Raw genomic sequence first — 15838 nt, 5'->3', positions numbered from 1 at the left:
CGCGCGATTGCGAATTCAGTTGTGGCGCGCCTTCGAACGACAGACACGCGTGGAGCGTTGCGAGCCGGCAAGTCTAGCAGACTAACCGACCCCCATTACCACTTTTTTACCAGCTGGCCTTGCGCAGGCCCGGCACGTCACCACGCATGGTGGCTTCGCGCAGCTTGTTCCGGCCGAGGCCGAACTTGGCGTACACGCCGCGCGAGCGGCCGGTCAGGGCGCAACGGTTGCGCTGACGCGACGGGGAGGAGTCACGCGGCAGCTTCTGCAGCTTGACCACCGCCTCTTCCTTCTCCTCATAGGAGCTGGACGGGCTGGAAATCGTCTTCTTCAGCTCGGCGCGCTTGGCGGCGTACTTCTCCGCCAGCTTCGCCCGCTTCAGATCGCGGTTGATCATTGATGTCTTTGCCATGGTGGATCCTTGAATTAGGTGCGGAACGGGAAGCGGAACGCTTCCAGCAGGGCGCGGGCTTCTGCATCGGTGTTCGCGGTCGTGATGATCGCGATGTCCATGCCCCGGACAGCATCCACCTGGTCGTAATCGATCTCAGGGAAGATGATCTGTTCCTTGACGCCCATGTTGTAGTTGCCACGCCCGTCGAAGGACTTGCCAGACACACCACGGAAGTCACGCACGCGCGGCAGCGAGACGTTGATCAGACGGTCGAGGAACTCGAACATCTTCGAACGGCGCAGGGTGACCTTGCAGCCGATCGGCCAACCGTCGCGGATCTTGAACGAGGCCACCGAGACGCGGCTGTTGGTCACGATCGGCTTCTGGCCGGCGATCTTCGTCATGTCGGCGACCGCGTTCTCGAGCACCTTCTTGTTGGTGGCCGCTTCGCCCACACCCATGTTCAGGGTGATCTTGGAGATGCGCGGCACCTGCATCGGGTTCGTGTAACCGAACTTCTCGGTCAGCGACGGAACCACTTCTTCTTTGTAGAATTTTTCAAGACGGGTCATTTCAGCATTCCTCAGGCGTCAAGCGCCTCGCCGCTGGAGCGGAACACACGCATTTTGCGTCCATCCTCCAGCACTTTGATGCCAACGCGCTCGCCCTTGCCCGATGCCGGGTTGAACACCATCACGTTGGAGATATGGATCGGCGCCTCACGCTCGATCACGCCGCCGGCCTGGCCGACCTGCGGGTTCGGCTTGGTGTGGCGCTTGATGATGTTGACGTTGGACACGACGACCTTGTCGCCTGCCACGCGCACCACATCACCCTTCTTGCCCTTGTCCTTGCCGGCGGTCACGATCACGTGGTCGCCTTTCTTGATACGGTTCATGTCAATTCCTCCGCTCAGAGCACTTCTGGGGCGAGCGAGACGATCTTCATGAACTTCTCGGAACGCAGTTCACGGGTCACGGGCCCAAATATGCGGGTGCCAATCGGCTCCTGCTTGTTGTTCAGCAGGACGGCGGCGTTGCCGTCGAAGCGGATCAACGAGCCATCCGAGCGGCGAACGCCCTTGCGGGTACGCACCACGACGGCGTCATAGACGTCGCCCTTCTTGACCTTGCCCCGCGGAATCGCGTCCTTCACGGTCACTTTGATGACGTCGCCGATCGCGGCGTAACGGCGCTTGGAGCCACCGAGCACCTTGATGCACATCACTTCCTTCGCGCCGGAATTGTCTGCCACCGTGAGGTAGCTTTGCATCTGGATCATGGTTCAGCCTCCTCGTTATTCGACAGCGCGGGTGACAACTTCCACCACACGCCAGTTCTTGGTCTTCGACATCGGCGCGATCTCGGAAATCCGGACCACGTCGCCCTCGTTGCAGGTGTTCTCCGCATCGTGCGCGTGCAGCTTGGTCGAGCGACGGATGTACTTGCCGTACAGCGCGTGCTTGACCTGGCGCTCCACGAGCACGGTGACGGTCTTGTCCATCTTGTTGCTGACCACGCGTCCTTCGACCGTGCGCAGCGCCTTCTCTGTATTGTTGTCGGTCATGGCGGGTCCTTACTTCTTCTCGCCGAGCAGGGTGTTGACGCGAGCAATCTCGCGGCGCACCCGGCGGGCCTCATGGGTCTTGGCGAGCTGGCCGGTGGCCTGCTGCATGCGAAGGGCGAACCCTTCCTTGTGCAGCTCGGTCAGATGGGCCTTGAGCTCGTCAGCGGACTTCTCTCGCAGTTTGTTGAGTTCCATTACCGCACCGTCCGGGTCACGAAAGTGGTGGTCACCGAGAGCTTCGCGGCGGCCAGGCGGAACGCCTCGCGCGCCACGTCTTCAGCCACGCCCTCGATCTCGTAGATCATCCGGCCGGGCTGGACCTGGGCAACCCAGTACTCCACGTTGCCCTTGCCCTTGCCCATGCGGACTTCGATCGGCTTCTTGGTGACCGGCTTGTCGGGGAACACGCGCAGCCACATCTTGCCGCCGCGCTTGACGTGACGGCTGATGGAGCGACGCGCCGCCTCGATCTGGCGGGCAGTGAGCTGGCCGTGCGCGGTTGCCTTCAGGCCGTACTCGCCGAAGCTGACAGCGTTGCCGCTCCAGGCCAGACCGTCATTGCGGCCCTTGTGCACCTTGCGGTACTTGGTTCGTTTTGGTTGCAACATGATCCGTTACCTCGAGTCGCGGGGCGGACGGGGCGAGCGGTCACGTCGATCGCTGCGCGGGCTGTCGTCCGGCTTTTCCTGACCAACCTGGGAGAAATCGAAGATCTCGCCCCGGTAGACCCATGCCTTCACCCCGATGATGCCGTAGGTGGTATTCGCCTCGGCAAAGCCGTAGTCGATATCTGCGCGCAGGGTGTGCAGCGGCACACGACCTTCGCGGTACCACTCGGAACGGGCGATTTCCGCACCATTCAAGCGGCCACCGACCTGGACCTTGATGCCCAGGGCACCAAGACGCATCGCGTTGCCGACCGCGCGCTTCATCGCGCGACGGAACATGATGCGACGCTCCAGCTGCTGGGCAATCGACTCGGCCACCAGCTGCGCGTCCAGCTCGGGCTTGCGCACTTCGGTCACGTTGATGTGGGCAGGCACGCCCATCATCTCGCTGACTTCCTTGCGCAGCTTGTCGATGTCCTCGCCCCGCTTGCCGATCACCACGCCCGGGCGGGCGGTATGGATGGTCACGCGGGCGTTGTTGGCCGGGCGCTCGATGAAGATCTTCGAAATGCCCGCCTGCGAGAGCTTCTTGCGCAGCATCTCGCGGACCTTGAGGTCGGCGATCAGGTACTCGGAGTACTGCTTCTTGCCGGCAAACCACTTGGAGTTCCAGTCCTTGGAAATGCCAAGGCGGATGCCGGTCGGATGAACTTTGTTACCCATAATCAGACTCCGCCCTGCTTGCCGTCGCCCACAACCACGGTGATGTGGCTGGTGCGCTTGAGAATGCGGGTGCCGCGACCCTTCGCACGCGCCATGAAGCGCTTCAGCGTTGGACCTTCGTCAACCATGATCGTCGTGACCTTCAGCTCGTCGATGTCGGCGCCCTGGTTGTTCTCGGCGTTGGCGATGGCCGACTCCAGAACCTTGCGGACGAGATCGGCGGCCTTCTTGTCGGAGAACTTCAGCAGGTTGACTGCTTTCTCGGCGGTCTGACCGCGGACCTGGTCGGCGACCAGGCGTACTTTCTGGGCGGAGATGCGCGCGCTGCGCAGGATGGCTTTGGCTTCCATGGTCATCTCCTTATCGGCTCTTCTTGTCGCCGACGTGTCCCTTGAAGGTACGCGTCAGGGCGAACTCGCCGAGTTTGTGGCCGACCATGTTCTCGTTGACCAGCACCGGGATGTGGTTGCGACCGTTATGCACGGCGATGGTGAAACCCACCATCTCCGGCAGCACCATCGAGCGGCGCGACCAGGTCTTGATCGGGCGCTTGTTGTTGGCCGCAGCCTCCACCTTCTTGATCAGATGGTGGTCGACGAACGGACCCTTTTTAAGTGAACGTGCCATTGTCGATTAGCTCCTGCGATCGCGAACGATGAACTGCTGCGTGCGCTTGTTGTGCCGCGTCTTGTAACCCTTGGTCGGGACACCCCACGGGGTGACCGGATGCGGGTTGCCCTGGCCAGCCTTGCCCTCACCACCGCCGTGCGGATGGTCGACCGGGTTCATGGCGGCACCACGCACGGTCGGGCGGATGCCCAACCAGCGCTTGGCACCGGCCTTGCCCAGTTTCTGCAGGCTGTGCTCGTTGTTGCCGACTTCACCGATGGTGGCGCGGCACTCGACCGGCACCTTGCGCATCTCGCCGGAGCGCAGGCGCAGGGTTGCGTAACCCTGCTCGCGCGCCACCAGCTGCACCGAGGCGCCGGCGGCACGGGCGATCTGCGCACCCTTGCCAGGCTTCATCTCGATGCAATGCACGGTGGAGCCGACCGGCACGTTTGCCAGCGGCAGGCTGTTGCCGGTACGGATCGGGGCATCACGACCGGCGATCACCTGGTCGCCCGCCTTCAGGCCCTTGGGCGCGATGATGTAACGGCGCTCACCGTCGACGTAGCACAGCAGGGCGATATGGGCGGTGCGGTTGGGATCGTATTCGATCCGCTCCACGCGCGCCGGAATGCCTTCCTTGTTGCGCTTGAAATCGATGATGCGGTAGTGCTGCTTGTGGCCACCACCGATGTGACGGGTGGTGATGCGGCCGTGGTGGTTACGACCACCCGAGCGGCTCTGCGGCTCCAGCAACGGCGCATACGGCGCGCCCTTGTGGAGTTCGGGCGACACGACGCGGACTGCCGAACGGCGGCCTGGCGAAGTGGGTTTGAATGTCATTAGTGCCATGGGTCGATCCTCAAGCCTTGGCCATCACGTCGATCGACTGGCCATCGGCCAGCGTCACGTATGCCTTGCGCCAGTCGGGGCGACGGCCCATGCGGAACTTGAAGGCTTTGGCTTTGCCCTTCACGTTGAGCACGTTGACCGCCTCGACCTTGACGTCGAACAGCTTTTCCACGGCGACCTTGATGTCCGCCTTGGTTGCCGTCGTCGCCACTTCGAAGACGTATTGATTGGAAACTTCCTGCAGCCGTGCGGTCTTCTCGGACACACGCGGCGCACGGATCACGTTGTAGAGCTTGGCGTCGTTCATGCCAGCCACTCCTCGATCTTCTTGATCGCGTCGGCGGTGACCACGACCGTGTCGGCGCCAACCAGCGCGACCGGATCCAGCCCCTGCACGTCACGGACTTCGACATACGGCAAGTTGCACGCCGAGAGGTACAGATTCTCGGTGGCATCCTCGGTGACCAGCAGCGGACGGCGGCCGGCTTCAAGATCCTTGAGCAGGGCAACCATGCCCGTGGTCTTGGGCGAATCCAGCTCCAGGCTCTCCACCACGGTGATGCGACCCTGGCGGTTGAGCTCGGACAGGATCGACGCCATCGCCGCGCGGTACATCTTGCGGTTGACCTTCTGCGCGAAGCTGCGCGGCTTGGCCGCGAAGGTCACGCCACCACCACGGAAGATCGGAGCGGTCAGGGCGCCGTGGCGGGCGCCACCACCCTTCTGCTTCTTGGACTTCTTGGTGGTACCGGCGACTTCCGAGCGCGTCTTCTGCGCCTTGGTTCCGGCACGACCGGCGTTGCGGTAGGCGACCACGACCTGGTGGACGAGGTCCTCGCTGAACTCGCGGCCGAAGATCTCCTCGGAGACCGCCAGCGTCTTGCTGGTGTTATTGATGGCAAGTTCCATCGTCATACTCCCTTGGTCGTCGGACGGACGATCACATCGCCGCCCGGCGCGCCCGGCACCGCGCCCTTGATCGCGATCAGGCCGCGCTCGGCGTCAACCTTGACCACTTCCAGGCCCTGCGTGCTCTGCTGCACCTGGCCCATATGGCCGGACATCTTCTTGCCCGGAAACACGCGGCCCGGCGTCTGGCGCTGGCCGATGGAGCCCGGGGAACGGTGCGAGAGCGAGTTACCGTGGGTCGCATCGCCCATGGCGAAGTTCCAGCGCTTGATCGTGCCCTGGAAGCCCTTGCCCTTGGTCACGCCCTGGACGTCGACGATCTGGCCCACTTCAAAGATGTCGGCCTTGATTTCGCCGCCCACATTGAAGTCGCCCAGCTTGTCGTCGGCGACGCGGAATTCCCACAAACCACGACCGGCGCCGACCTTGGCTTTCGCCAGGTGACCCGCGGAGGGCTTGTTCACAAGCGCCGCGCGGCGCACGCCCACGGTGACCTGCACCGCGCTGTAACCGTCGCTGTCGACGGACTTGATCTGGGTGATCCGGTTCGGGGTCGCCTCGATGAGGGTCACCGGAATGGAACGACCATCTTCGGTGAAGAACCGGCTCATGCCGGCCTTGCGACCGACGATGCCCAACGAATATTTCTTCGCGGTCATGATGTCTGCCTCAGGTCAGCTTGATCTGGACGTCGACGCCGGCAGCCAGTTCGAGCTTCATCAGCGCGTCCACGGTCTTGTCGTTGGGGTCGACGATATCGAGCACGCGCTTGTGCGTGCGGGTCTCGTACTGGTCGCGCGCGTCCTTGTCGACGTGCGGAGAAGTAAGAACGGTGAAGCGCTCGATCTTGGTTGGCAGCGGAATCGGGCCACGCACTTGTGCGCCGGTCCGCTTGGCTGTCTCGACGATCTCGCTGGCCGAGCGGTCGATCAATCGATGATCGTACGCCTTCAGCCGGATTCGGATCTTTTGGTCCGCCATGACGGTGTTCCTTGGAAGTAAAGAGCGACGGGCCGGTGGCTGGGTGCACCGAACCCCAATGGACATATCCTCCGCACCGGGGATGACCCGCCGATACGGAAATCTGTAGCAAAACAAGGCAGGCCGGTTACCCGGCCTGCCCAGACAGAAAAGTATAAAGCGCGTGTCATCAGCCCGTCAAGCTGTTGCGGACAACTCCGCTACAGCCTGTGGTCTTGCCACGCGACATTTCCCTGTCGGGCGAATACGAGGGGCATCCTGCTCCTCATTTCGCTGGTTTGGCGCTCCCTGGGGAGCGCCGGGTGACGCTATTACTTGATGATCTTGGACACCACGCCGGCGCCGACGGTGCGGCCACCTTCGCGGATCGCAAAACGCAGGCCTTCGTCCATCGCGATCGGGTTGATCAGGGTGACCACCATCTTCACGTTGTCGCCCGGCATCACCATCTCCACGCCCTCGGGCAGCTCGCAGGCGCCGGTGACGTCGGTGGTGCGGAAGTAGAACTGCGGACGGTAGCCCTTGAAGAACGGCGTGTGACGGCCGCCCTCGTCCTTGCTCAGAATGTAGACCTCACCTTCGAACTCGGTGTGCGGCTTGATCGAACCGGGCTTGCACAGCACCTGGCCGCGCTCGACGTCGTCACGCTTGGTGCCACGCAGCAGCAGGCCGGCGTTATCACCCGCCTGACCCTGGTCAAGCAGCTTGCGGAACATCTCAACACCGGTGACGGTGGTCTTGACGGTCGGACGGATGCCGACGATCTCGATCTCCTCGCCCACCTTGATGATGCCGCGCTCGATACGACCGGTGACCACGGTGCCGCGACCGGAGATCGAGAACACGTCCTCGACCGGCATCAGGAACGCCTTGTCCACGTCGCGCTCGGGCTCCGGGATCCAGCTGTCCAGTGCATCGACCAGCTTGATGATGGAGGGCACGCCGATGTCGCTCTGGTCACCTTCCAGCGCCTTCAGCGCCGAACCGGTGATGATCGGGGTGTCGTCGCCGGGGAAGTCGTACTTGGACAGAAGCTCGCGCACTTCCATCTCCACCAGCTCCAGCAGCTCGGCGTCGTCCACCATGTCCGCCTTGTTCAGGTAGGACACGATGTAGGGCACGCCCACCTGGCGGGCCAACAGGATGTGCTCTCGGGTCTGCGGCATAGGGCCGTCCGCGGCCGAGCACACCAGGATCGCGCCGTCCATCTGCGCCGCACCGGTGATCATGTTCTTCACGTAGTCGGCGTGCCCGGGGCAGTCGACGTGCGCGTAGTGGCGGTTCGGGGACTCGTACTCGACGTGCGAGGTCGAGATCGTGATGCCGCGCGCCTTCTCTTCGGGGGCACGGTCAATCGCGTCGTACGCGCTGAACTCGCCACCAAAACGCTCCGCGCCAACCTTGGTCAGCGCTGCAGTCAACGTGGTCTTGCCGTGGTCAACGTGACCGATCGTGCCGACGTTCACGTGCGGCTTGGTGCGCTCGAATTTACCCTTGGCCATGATTGTTACCTCTGGATTTCATCTGGTTGTCGTGTGGAAGCGGCGGCCGGCGGATGCCGGCCGTTGCATCAGTTCTTTTTGATCACCGCGTCGGCGATGTTGGCCGGCGCCTCGGCGTAGTGATCGAATTCCATCGTGAAGGTCGCACGACCCTGCGACATGGAGCGCAGGCTGGTGGCGTAGCCGAACATCTCGCCCAGCGGAAGCATCGCGTCGATGATCTTGCCCGACAGGCTGTCCTCCTGACCCTGCAGGATTCCGCGACGACGGCTGACATCGCCCATCACGTCGCCCAGGTAATCCTCCGGGGTGACGATCTCGACCTTCATCATCGGCTCCAGCAGGACCGGGCTGGCCTTGTGGAAGCCTTCCTTGAAGCCCATCGAGCCGGCGATCTTGAACGCCATTTCCGAGGAGTCGACCTCATGGTAGGAACCGTCGACCAGCTTGACCTTGACATCGACGATGGGATAGCCAGCCAGCAGGCCGTTGGCAACCGCCTCCTGGATGCCCTTGTCCACCGCCGGGATGTAGTCCTTGGGGACCACGCCGCCGACGATCGCGTTCTCGAACAGGTAACCGCTGCCGGTCTCGCCGGGCTCGATTTCCAGCCACACGTGGCCGAACTGGCCCTTGCCGCCGGACTGGCGCACGAACTTGCCTTCGGCCTTGACCGCCTTGCGGATGGTCTCGCGGTAAGCCACCTGCGGCTTGCCCACGTTGGCTTCAACGTTGAACTCGCGGCGCATGCGGTCCACCAGGATGTCCAGGTGCAACTCGCCCATGCCGGAGATGATGGTCTGGCCGGACTCTTCGTCGGTGTGCACGCGGAAGGACGGATCCTCCTGCGCCAGACGGCCCAGCGCGGTGCTCATCTTCTCCTGGTCGGCCTTGGTCTTGGGCTCCACGGCCATCGAGATCACCGGCTCCGGGAACACCATGCGCTCCAGGGTGATGACGTGGTCGATCGCGCAAAGGGTGTCACCGGTGGTGACGTCCTTGAGGCCGACCGCGGCGGCGATGTCGCCGGCGCGCACTTCCTTGATCTCGATGCGGTCGTTGGAGTGCATCTGCAGGATGCGGCCGATGCGCTCCTTCTTCGACTTGATCGGGTTGTACACCTGGTCGCCGGAATTCAGCACGCCCGAATAGCAGCGGAAGAACGTCAGCGAACCCACGAAGGGATCGGTCATGACCTTGAACGCCAGTGCCGAGAACGGCGCCTTGTCGGAGGCTTCACGGGTCGCTTCCTGATCGTCCTCGTCGATACCGGTGACGGCATGCACGTCGGTCGGAGCCGGCAGCAGCTGGATCACGCCGTCGAGCATCGCCTGGACGCCCTTGTTCTTGAACGCCGTGCCGCAGAACACCGGGATGACCTCGACCTTCAGGGTACGCTCGCGCAGGCCGGCGATGATCTCGGCCTCGGTAAGCTCACCGTCGTTGAGGTACTTGTCCATCAGCTCTTCGCTGGCTTCGGCGGCAGCCTCGACCATGAACGAGCGGGCGGTGGTCGCCTCTTCCAGCAGTTCGGCCGGGATCTCGCGGTACTCGAATACGGTGCCCTGGGAAGCGGTATCCCAGTGGATCGCCTTCATCTTGACCAGGTCGACCACGCCTTCAAAGCCGTCTTCAGCACCGATCGGCACCTGCATCGGCACCGGATAGGCACCCAGGCGGGCCTTCAGCTGGCTGACGACCTTGTTGAAGTTGGCACCGGTGCGGTCCATCTTGTTGACGAACGCAAGACGGGGCACCTTGTACTTGTTGGCCTGGCGCCAGACAGTCTCGGACTGCGGCTGCACGCCACCCACCGCACACAGCACGAACACCGCGCCATCGAGCACGCGCAGGGAGCGCTCCACCTCGATGGTGAAGTCGACGTGCCCGGGGGTGTCGATGATGTTCAGCCGGTGCTGTTCCATGGACTTGTCCATGCCGCTCCAGAAAGCGGTCGTCGCAGCCGACGTGATGGTGATGCCGCGCTCCTGCTCCTGCTCCATCCAGTCCATCGTGGCGGCACCCTCATGGGTTTCGCCAAGCTTATGGTTGACACCGGTATAGAACAGGATGCGTTCGGAGGTGGTGGTCTTTCCGGCATCGATGTGGGCCATGATGCCGAAGTTGCGATAGCGTTCGATGGGAGTGGTGCGAGCCACGGTACCCTCTCGTATTTGGATGTTTCAGAAAGGCCGGGTGCCGCCTGGGGGCGGCACACGGTACGCTCGGGCAGCCACGGCCGCCGTCGGAGTGTCTTGTTGCCTGCGAACGCCCCGCCAGCGGCAGGGCACCCGGCTCACCAGCGGTAGTGCGCGAACGCCTTGTTCGCTTCCGCCATGCGGTGGGTCTCTTCACGCTTCTTGACCGCGCCACCACGACTCTCGGAGGCATCAAGCAGCTCTGCGGCGAGCTTGCGCGGCATGGTGTTCTCGCCACGCTTGCGCGCGGCGTCGATCAGCCAGCGCATTGCCAGAGCGACCCGGCGCGACGAGCGCACCTCGACCGGAACCTGGTAGGTGGAACCACCAACGCGGCGGGATTTGACCTCAACCGCCGGCGAGATGTTGGCCAAGGCCTTCTCGACGACTTCCAACGGATCGGCATTCTTCTCGCCGATCACGTCCATGGCGCCGTACACAATCTTCTCGGCGACCGACTTCTTGCCGCTGTACATGACCATGTTGATGAAACGCGCGATCGTCTCGCTGCCATGCTTTGGATCGGGCAGGATCGAACGCTGCGGTGCTGAACCTTTACGCGACATGGGTCAATTCCTCAGGACTTCGGGCGCTTGGCGCCGTACTTTGAACGGCGCTGGCGGCGCTTGGCGACGCCGGCGGCATCGAGCGCACCGCGCACGGTGTGGTAACGGACGCCGGGCAGGTCCTTGACGCGACCGCCGCGGATCAGCACCACCGAGTGCTCCTGCAGGTTGTGGCCTTCACCGCCGATGTACGAGATGACCTCGTAACCGTTGGTCAGGCGCACCTTGGCCACCTTGCGCATCGCCGAGTTCGGCTTCTTCGGGGTGGTGGTGTAGACACGGGTGCAAACGCCGCGGCGCTGCGGGCAGTTCTCAAGCGCCGGCGAGGCACTGTTGTAGGTCGCTGCCTGCCGCGGCTTGCGGACCAGCTGATTGATCGTCGCCATCAGGAACTCTTTGGTGGGAGGCCGGCCAGGAATGCCGCGCCTCTTGTGAATAACGAACGGAAAGCCGGAAACTCCCGACCGACCGAGACCGAAAAGTATAACCCGCCCTTGACGATGCCGTCAAATGCGGATTAGACACGAATTCGCGGGGACCGGCGCAGTGCGCCAGTCCCCGCGAAACTTCCTGATCCCGCCCTTCCCTGGGCCCAACACGAGGCGCTCCGTGCGCCTCATTTGGTGATCTGGGACGACCGTTTCCGGTCGCCGCTTGCTATTGCAGTACTACGACGCGCTCGACTCTTCGCCGACATCCTCTGCCACCGCAGCGGACGCCACCGGCGCCGACAGGGCCGCCATTTCGGAGTCGGTCAGACCCGACGCGTTCTTGCGGCGCTGCGCATGGTACGCCAATCCGGTGCCGGCAGGAATCAGGCGACCGACGATGACGTTCTCCTTGAGTCCGCGCAGGTTGTCACGGGTACCGCGGACAGCGGCCTCGGTGAGCACCCGGGTGGTCTCCTGGAACGAGGCCGCGGAGATGAACGACTCCGTCGCCAGCGAGGCCTTGGTGATGCCCAGCAGGACCGGGTTGAACTGCGGCACGATGCCGTCGTTCGCCGCGACGCGTGCATGCTCTTCGACAAAGCGCTGACGCTCGATCTGCTCGCCATTCATGAACTTGCTGTCGCCGGCGTCGCTGATATCGACCTTGCGCAGCATCTGGCGAACGATCACCTCGATGTGCTTGTCGTTGATCTTCACGCCCTGCAGGCGGTACACGTCCTGGATTTCCTTCGTCAGGTACACCGCCAGTGGCTCCACGCCCAACAGGCGAAGGATGTCCTGCGGGGTCGGCTCGCCGTCCACCACGGTCTCGCCCTTCTCCACGTGCTCGCCTTCGAACACGATGATCTGGCGGTACTTGGGGATCAGCTCCTCGTAATCGGTGCCGTCGGCTTCCTTGATCACCAGGCGCTGCTTGCCCTTGGTTTCCTTGCCGAAGCTGACGATGCCCGACACCTCGGCCAGGATCGCCGGATCCTTGGGCTTGCGCGCCTCGAACAGATCGGCCACGCGCGGCAGACCACCGGTGATGTCGCGGGTCTTGGACGCTTCCTGGGGGATCTTGGCAACCACGTCGCCAACGCCCACCGCCGCGCCATCCTGCAGGTTGACCACCGAGCGCGGTGGCAGCTGGTACTGCGCCGGCAGGTCGGTACCCGGGATGTTGAGGTCGTTGCCGTCCTTGTCGATGATGCGCACGATCGGGCGCAGTTCCTTGGCCGCCGAACCACGCCGCTTGGGATCGGTGATCTCGCGCGAGGCCAGGCCGGTCAGCTCGTCGGTCTTCTCGATCACGGTCACGCCATCGACAAAGTCGATGAAGCGCACGAAACCGGCGACTTCCGAGACGATCGGGTGGTTATGCGGGTCCCAGTGGGCGACCTGCTGGCCGGCCTTGATATCCGCGCCATCCTTGACGTCGATGGTGGCGCCGTAGGGCAGCTTGTAACGCTCGCGCTCACGCCCGTGGACGTCGAGCACGGAGAGTTCACCGGAGCGGGACACCGCGACCACGTGGCCGTCGGAGTGCTCGATGTGCTTGAGGTTGTTGAACTTCAGCGTACCGGTGGTCTTCACCGTGACGTTGTCGATGGCCGCCGCTCGCGACGCCGCGCCACCGATGTGGAACGTGCGCATGGTCAGCTGGGTACCCGGCTCACCGATGGACTGGGCAGCGACCACGCCGACCGCCTCGCCATGGTTGACCATGTGGCCGCGGCCCAGGTCACGCCCGTAGCAGTTGGCGCACACCCCGAACGTGGACTCGCAGGTGATGGTCGAGCGGACCTTGATCAGCTGCACGCTCGCCTCTTCCAGCTTCTGCACCCAGGCCTCGTCGAGCAGGGTGTTCCGGGTGACGATCGGATCCTCGTCATCGCCCGGCAGGAACACGTCCTCGGCCACGACACGACCCAGCACGCGGTCGCGCAGCGGCTCCACGATGTCGCCGCCTTCCACGATCGGGATCATGGTGAGGCCTTCCAGCGTGCCGCAATCGTCCTCGGTGATGACCACGTCCTGGGCCACGTCGACCAGGCGACGGGTCAGGTAACCGGAGTTCGCGGTCTTCAACGCGGTATCGGCCAGGCCCTTGCGCGCGCCGTGGGTCGAGATGAAGTACTGCAGGACGTTGAGGCCTTCACGGAAGTTCGCGGTGATCGGGGTCTCGATGATCGAGCCATCCGGCTTGGCCATCAGGCCACGCATGCCGGCCAGCTGGCGGATCTGCGCCTGCGAACCACGCGCACCCGAGTCGGCCATGATGAAGACCGAGTTCATCGACTTCTGGTCGATGGTCTCGCCCTTGGCGTTGACCACCTTCTCGGTGCCGATGGTTTCCATCATCGCCTTGGCGACGCGCTCGTTGGTGCGCGACCAGATATCCACGACCTTGTTGTACCGCTCGCCGCCGGTGACCAGGCCGGACTGGTACTGCTCCTGGATCTCGGTGACCTCGGTCTCGGCCTCGTCCAGGATGCCCTTCTTGGCGTCCGGGATGATCATGTCGTCGATGCCGATGGACACGCCGGCGCGGGTCGCGAAGGCGAAACCGGTGTACATCAGCTGGTCGGCGAACACTACCGTGTCCTTCAGGCCCAGCATGCGGTAGCACGAGTTGATCAGGCGGCTGATGTTCTTCTTGGTCAGCTCGACGTTGGCCAGCGCAAACGGCAGGCCGGACGGCAGGATGTCGTCCAGCAACGCGCGCCCGATCGTGGTGTCGACGATCGAGGACTGCTGCACACGGCTGCCGTCCTCCTGGATCACCGACTCCTCGATGCGGACCTTGACCTTGGCGTGCAGTTCCACCACGCGGTTGTCGTAGGCGCGCTTGACCTCGGCGACGTTGGCAAACGCCATGCCCTCGCCTTTCTTGTTCTCCAGCGCGCGGGTCATGTAGTACAGGCCCAGCACGACGTCCTGCGACGGCACGATGATCGGCTCGCCGTTGGCCGGTGACAGGATGTTGTTGGAGGCCATCATCAGCGCACGCGCTTCCAGCTGGGCTTCCAGCGAGAGCGGCACGTGGACGGCCATCTGGTCACCGTCGAAGTCGGCGTTGAACGCGGTGCAGACCAGCGGGTGCAGCTGGATCGCCTTGCCCTCGATCAGGACCGGCTCGAACGCCTGGATGCCGAGGCGATGCAGGGTCGGCGCACGGTTGAGCAGCACCGGATGCTCGCGGATGACTTCTTCCAGGATGTCCCAGACTTCCGCCTCTTCGCGCTCGACCAGCTTCTTGGCCGCCTTGATGGTGGTGGCCAGGCCCTGGCGCTGCAGCTTGGCGAAGATGAACGGCTTGAACAGCTCCAGCGCCATCTTCTTGGGCAGGCCGCACTGGTGCAGCTTGAGGTACGGACCGACCACGATGACCGAGCGGCCGGAGTAGTCCACGCGCTTGCCCAGCAGGTTCTGGCGGAACCGGCCCTGCTTGCCCTTGATCATGTCGGCCAGCGACTTCAGCGGGCGCTTGTTGGTGCCGGTGATGGCGCGGCCACGACGGCCGTTGTCCATCAGCGCGTCCACCGACTCCTGCAGCATGCGCTTCTCGTTGCGCACGATGATCTCCGGCGCGCTGAGCTCCAGCAGGCGACGCAGGCGGTTGTTGCGGTTGATGACGCGACGGTACAGATCGTTCAGGTCGGAGGTCGCAAAGCGGCCACCGTCCAGCGGCACCAGCGGACGCAGGTCCGGCGGCAGGACGGGAAGGACGGTCATGACCATCCACTCGGGCTTGTTGCCCGACTCCAGGAACGCCTCGATCAGCTTGACGCGCTTGGTGTAGCGCTTGAGCTTGGTCTCCGAACCGGTGGCGGCCATGTCCTCGCGCAGCTGGACCAGCTCGCTCTGCAGGTCCAGGGTCCGCAACAGGTCGAACACCGCCTCGGCGCCCATCGCGGCGTCGAAGTCGTCGTTGTGCTCCTGGCGGGCCTGCATGTACTCCTCTTCATTGAGCAGCTGGCCGCGCTCGAACGGGGTCAGGCCCGGCTCGGTGACGACGAACGCCTCGAAGTAGAGGATGCGCTCGATATCGCGCAGGGTCATGTCCAGCATCAGGCCGATGCGGCTGGGCAGCGACTTGAGGAACCAGATGTGGGCGACCGGCGAGGCCAGGTCGATGTGTCCCATGCGCTCGCGACGGACCTTGGCCAGGGTGACCTCGGTGCCGCACTTCTCGCACACCACGCCGCGGTGCTTCATGCGCTTGTACTTGCCGCACAGGCACTCGTAGTCCTTCACGGGGCCGAAGATCGCGGCGCAGAACAGGCCGTCGCGCTCGGGCTTGAAGGTGCGGTAGTTGATCGTCTCGGGCTTCTTCACCTCGCCAAACGACCACGAACGGATCAGGTCGGGCGACGCCAACGCGATCTTGATCGCGTCGAAGTTCAGCGCCGGACGCTGCTGGTTGAACAGGTTGAGCAGGTCTTTCATTTTTCTTTCTCCGTGGAGGAGTAAATCGTCAAAGGGCTGGCACTACC

General features: G+C 63.7%; 20 protein-coding genes. All 20 read right to left on the bottom strand.

Going from position 1 to position 15838, the window contains the following annotated elements; translation table 11 throughout:
• Positions 1 to 106 precede the first annotated feature (106 nt).
• Positions 107 to 412 carry a 30S ribosomal protein S14 gene (rpsN, locus tag INQ43_RS02890; protein ID WP_043959550.1) on the bottom strand — a complete coding sequence of 102 codons (306 nt, stop codon included), beginning with the start codon at positions 410 to 412 and terminating at the stop codon, positions 107 to 109.
• A 14-nt stretch (positions 413 to 426) separates the two neighbouring features.
• Positions 427 to 966, bottom strand: coding sequence for a 50S ribosomal protein L5 (gene rplE / locus INQ43_RS02885; protein WP_194035019.1), 540 nt, complete (start codon positions 964 to 966; stop codon positions 427 to 429).
• An 11-nt stretch (positions 967 to 977) separates the two neighbouring features.
• Positions 978 to 1292 carry a 50S ribosomal protein L24 gene (gene rplX / locus INQ43_RS02880; protein ID WP_193985943.1) on the bottom strand — a complete coding sequence of 105 codons (315 nt, stop codon included), beginning with the start codon at positions 1290 to 1292 and terminating at the stop codon, positions 978 to 980.
• A gap of 14 nt (positions 1293 to 1306) precedes the next feature.
• Positions 1307 to 1675, bottom strand: coding sequence for a 50S ribosomal protein L14 (rplN, locus tag INQ43_RS02875; protein ID WP_043959547.1), 369 nt, complete (start codon positions 1673 to 1675; stop codon positions 1307 to 1309).
• Positions 1676 to 1690: 15 nt separating this feature from the next.
• Positions 1691 to 1960: a 30S ribosomal protein S17 gene (gene rpsQ / locus INQ43_RS02870; RefSeq protein ID WP_043959546.1), complete on the bottom strand. Its 270-nt coding sequence runs from the start codon at positions 1958 to 1960 to the stop codon at positions 1691 to 1693.
• 9 nt (positions 1961 to 1969) lie between these two features.
• Positions 1970 to 2155: a 50S ribosomal protein L29 gene (rpmC, locus tag INQ43_RS02865; RefSeq protein WP_043959545.1), complete on the bottom strand. Its 186-nt coding sequence runs from the start codon at positions 2153 to 2155 to the stop codon at positions 1970 to 1972.
• Entirely contained in the window at positions 2155 to 2568 is a 414-nt protein-coding gene (gene rplP / locus INQ43_RS02860) for a 50S ribosomal protein L16 (protein ID WP_043959544.1), read from the bottom strand. Before rplP ends, rpmC begins: the two co-directional genes overlap by 1 nt.
• A 6-nt stretch (positions 2569 to 2574) precedes the next feature.
• A complete protein-coding gene (rpsC, locus tag INQ43_RS02855) occupies positions 2575 to 3291 on the bottom strand; it encodes a 30S ribosomal protein S3 (protein ID WP_043959543.1) in 717 nt (238 codons plus the stop codon).
• Between the two features lie 2 nt (positions 3292 to 3293).
• Entirely contained in the window at positions 3294 to 3641 is a 348-nt protein-coding gene (rplV, locus tag INQ43_RS02850; protein ID WP_043959586.1) for a 50S ribosomal protein L22, read from the bottom strand.
• A gap of 10 nt (positions 3642 to 3651) precedes the next feature.
• Complete coding sequence (rpsS, locus tag INQ43_RS02845) at positions 3652 to 3918, bottom strand: 30S ribosomal protein S19 (protein ID WP_043959542.1); 267 nt, start codon at positions 3916 to 3918, stop codon at positions 3652 to 3654.
• A gap of 6 nt (positions 3919 to 3924) precedes the next feature.
• Positions 3925 to 4752, bottom strand: coding sequence for a 50S ribosomal protein L2 (rplB, locus tag INQ43_RS02840; protein ID WP_043959541.1), 828 nt, complete (start codon positions 4750 to 4752; stop codon positions 3925 to 3927).
• Between the two features lie 10 nt (positions 4753 to 4762).
• On the bottom strand, positions 4763 to 5059 hold the full coding sequence (rplW, locus tag INQ43_RS02835) for a 50S ribosomal protein L23 (protein ID WP_036196034.1): 297 nt from the start codon (positions 5057 to 5059) through the stop codon (positions 4763 to 4765).
• Positions 5056 to 5661 (bottom strand): 50S ribosomal protein L4, encoded by a 606-nt coding sequence (gene rplD, locus INQ43_RS02830; protein WP_194037051.1) that lies wholly within the window; start codon positions 5659 to 5661, stop codon positions 5056 to 5058. Before rplD ends, rplW begins: the two co-directional genes overlap by 4 nt.
• A 2-nt stretch (positions 5662 to 5663) precedes the next feature.
• Positions 5664 to 6320 carry a 50S ribosomal protein L3 gene (gene rplC, locus INQ43_RS02825; RefSeq protein ID WP_194035017.1) on the bottom strand — a complete coding sequence of 219 codons (657 nt, stop codon included), beginning with the start codon at positions 6318 to 6320 and terminating at the stop codon, positions 5664 to 5666.
• A gap of 10 nt (positions 6321 to 6330) precedes the next feature.
• A complete protein-coding gene (rpsJ, locus tag INQ43_RS02820; RefSeq protein WP_043959538.1) occupies positions 6331 to 6642 on the bottom strand; it encodes a 30S ribosomal protein S10 in 312 nt (103 codons plus the stop codon).
• 311 nt (positions 6643 to 6953) lie between these two features.
• Positions 6954 to 8144, bottom strand: a complete 1191-nt coding sequence (gene tuf / locus INQ43_RS02815) for an elongation factor Tu (RefSeq protein WP_043959529.1) — start codon at positions 8142 to 8144, stop codon at positions 6954 to 6956.
• A gap of 68 nt (positions 8145 to 8212) precedes the next feature.
• Positions 8213 to 10303, bottom strand: coding sequence for an elongation factor G (fusA, locus tag INQ43_RS02810; protein ID WP_194037050.1), 2091 nt, complete (start codon positions 10301 to 10303; stop codon positions 8213 to 8215).
• A 137-nt stretch (positions 10304 to 10440) separates the two neighbouring features.
• Complete coding sequence (rpsG, locus tag INQ43_RS02805) at positions 10441 to 10908, bottom strand: 30S ribosomal protein S7 (RefSeq protein ID WP_043959536.1); 468 nt, start codon at positions 10906 to 10908, stop codon at positions 10441 to 10443.
• An 11-nt stretch (positions 10909 to 10919) separates the two neighbouring features.
• Positions 10920 to 11294 carry a 30S ribosomal protein S12 gene (gene rpsL, locus INQ43_RS02800; RefSeq protein WP_036196058.1) on the bottom strand — a complete coding sequence of 125 codons (375 nt, stop codon included), beginning with the start codon at positions 11292 to 11294 and terminating at the stop codon, positions 10920 to 10922.
• A gap of 282 nt (positions 11295 to 11576) precedes the next feature.
• Positions 11577 to 15791, bottom strand: coding sequence for a DNA-directed RNA polymerase subunit beta' (rpoC, locus tag INQ43_RS02795; RefSeq protein ID WP_194037049.1), 4215 nt, complete (start codon positions 15789 to 15791; stop codon positions 11577 to 11579).
• Between the last annotated feature and the right edge of the window lie 47 nt (positions 15792 to 15838).

The organism is Lysobacter sp. H23M47 (assembly GCF_015209765.1).
GTDB lineage: Bacteria > Pseudomonadota > Gammaproteobacteria > Xanthomonadales > Xanthomonadaceae > Novilysobacter > Novilysobacter avium.
Note: the sequence above shows the minus strand (reverse complement) of the source record. Positions and strands in the feature narration are given on the sequence as shown.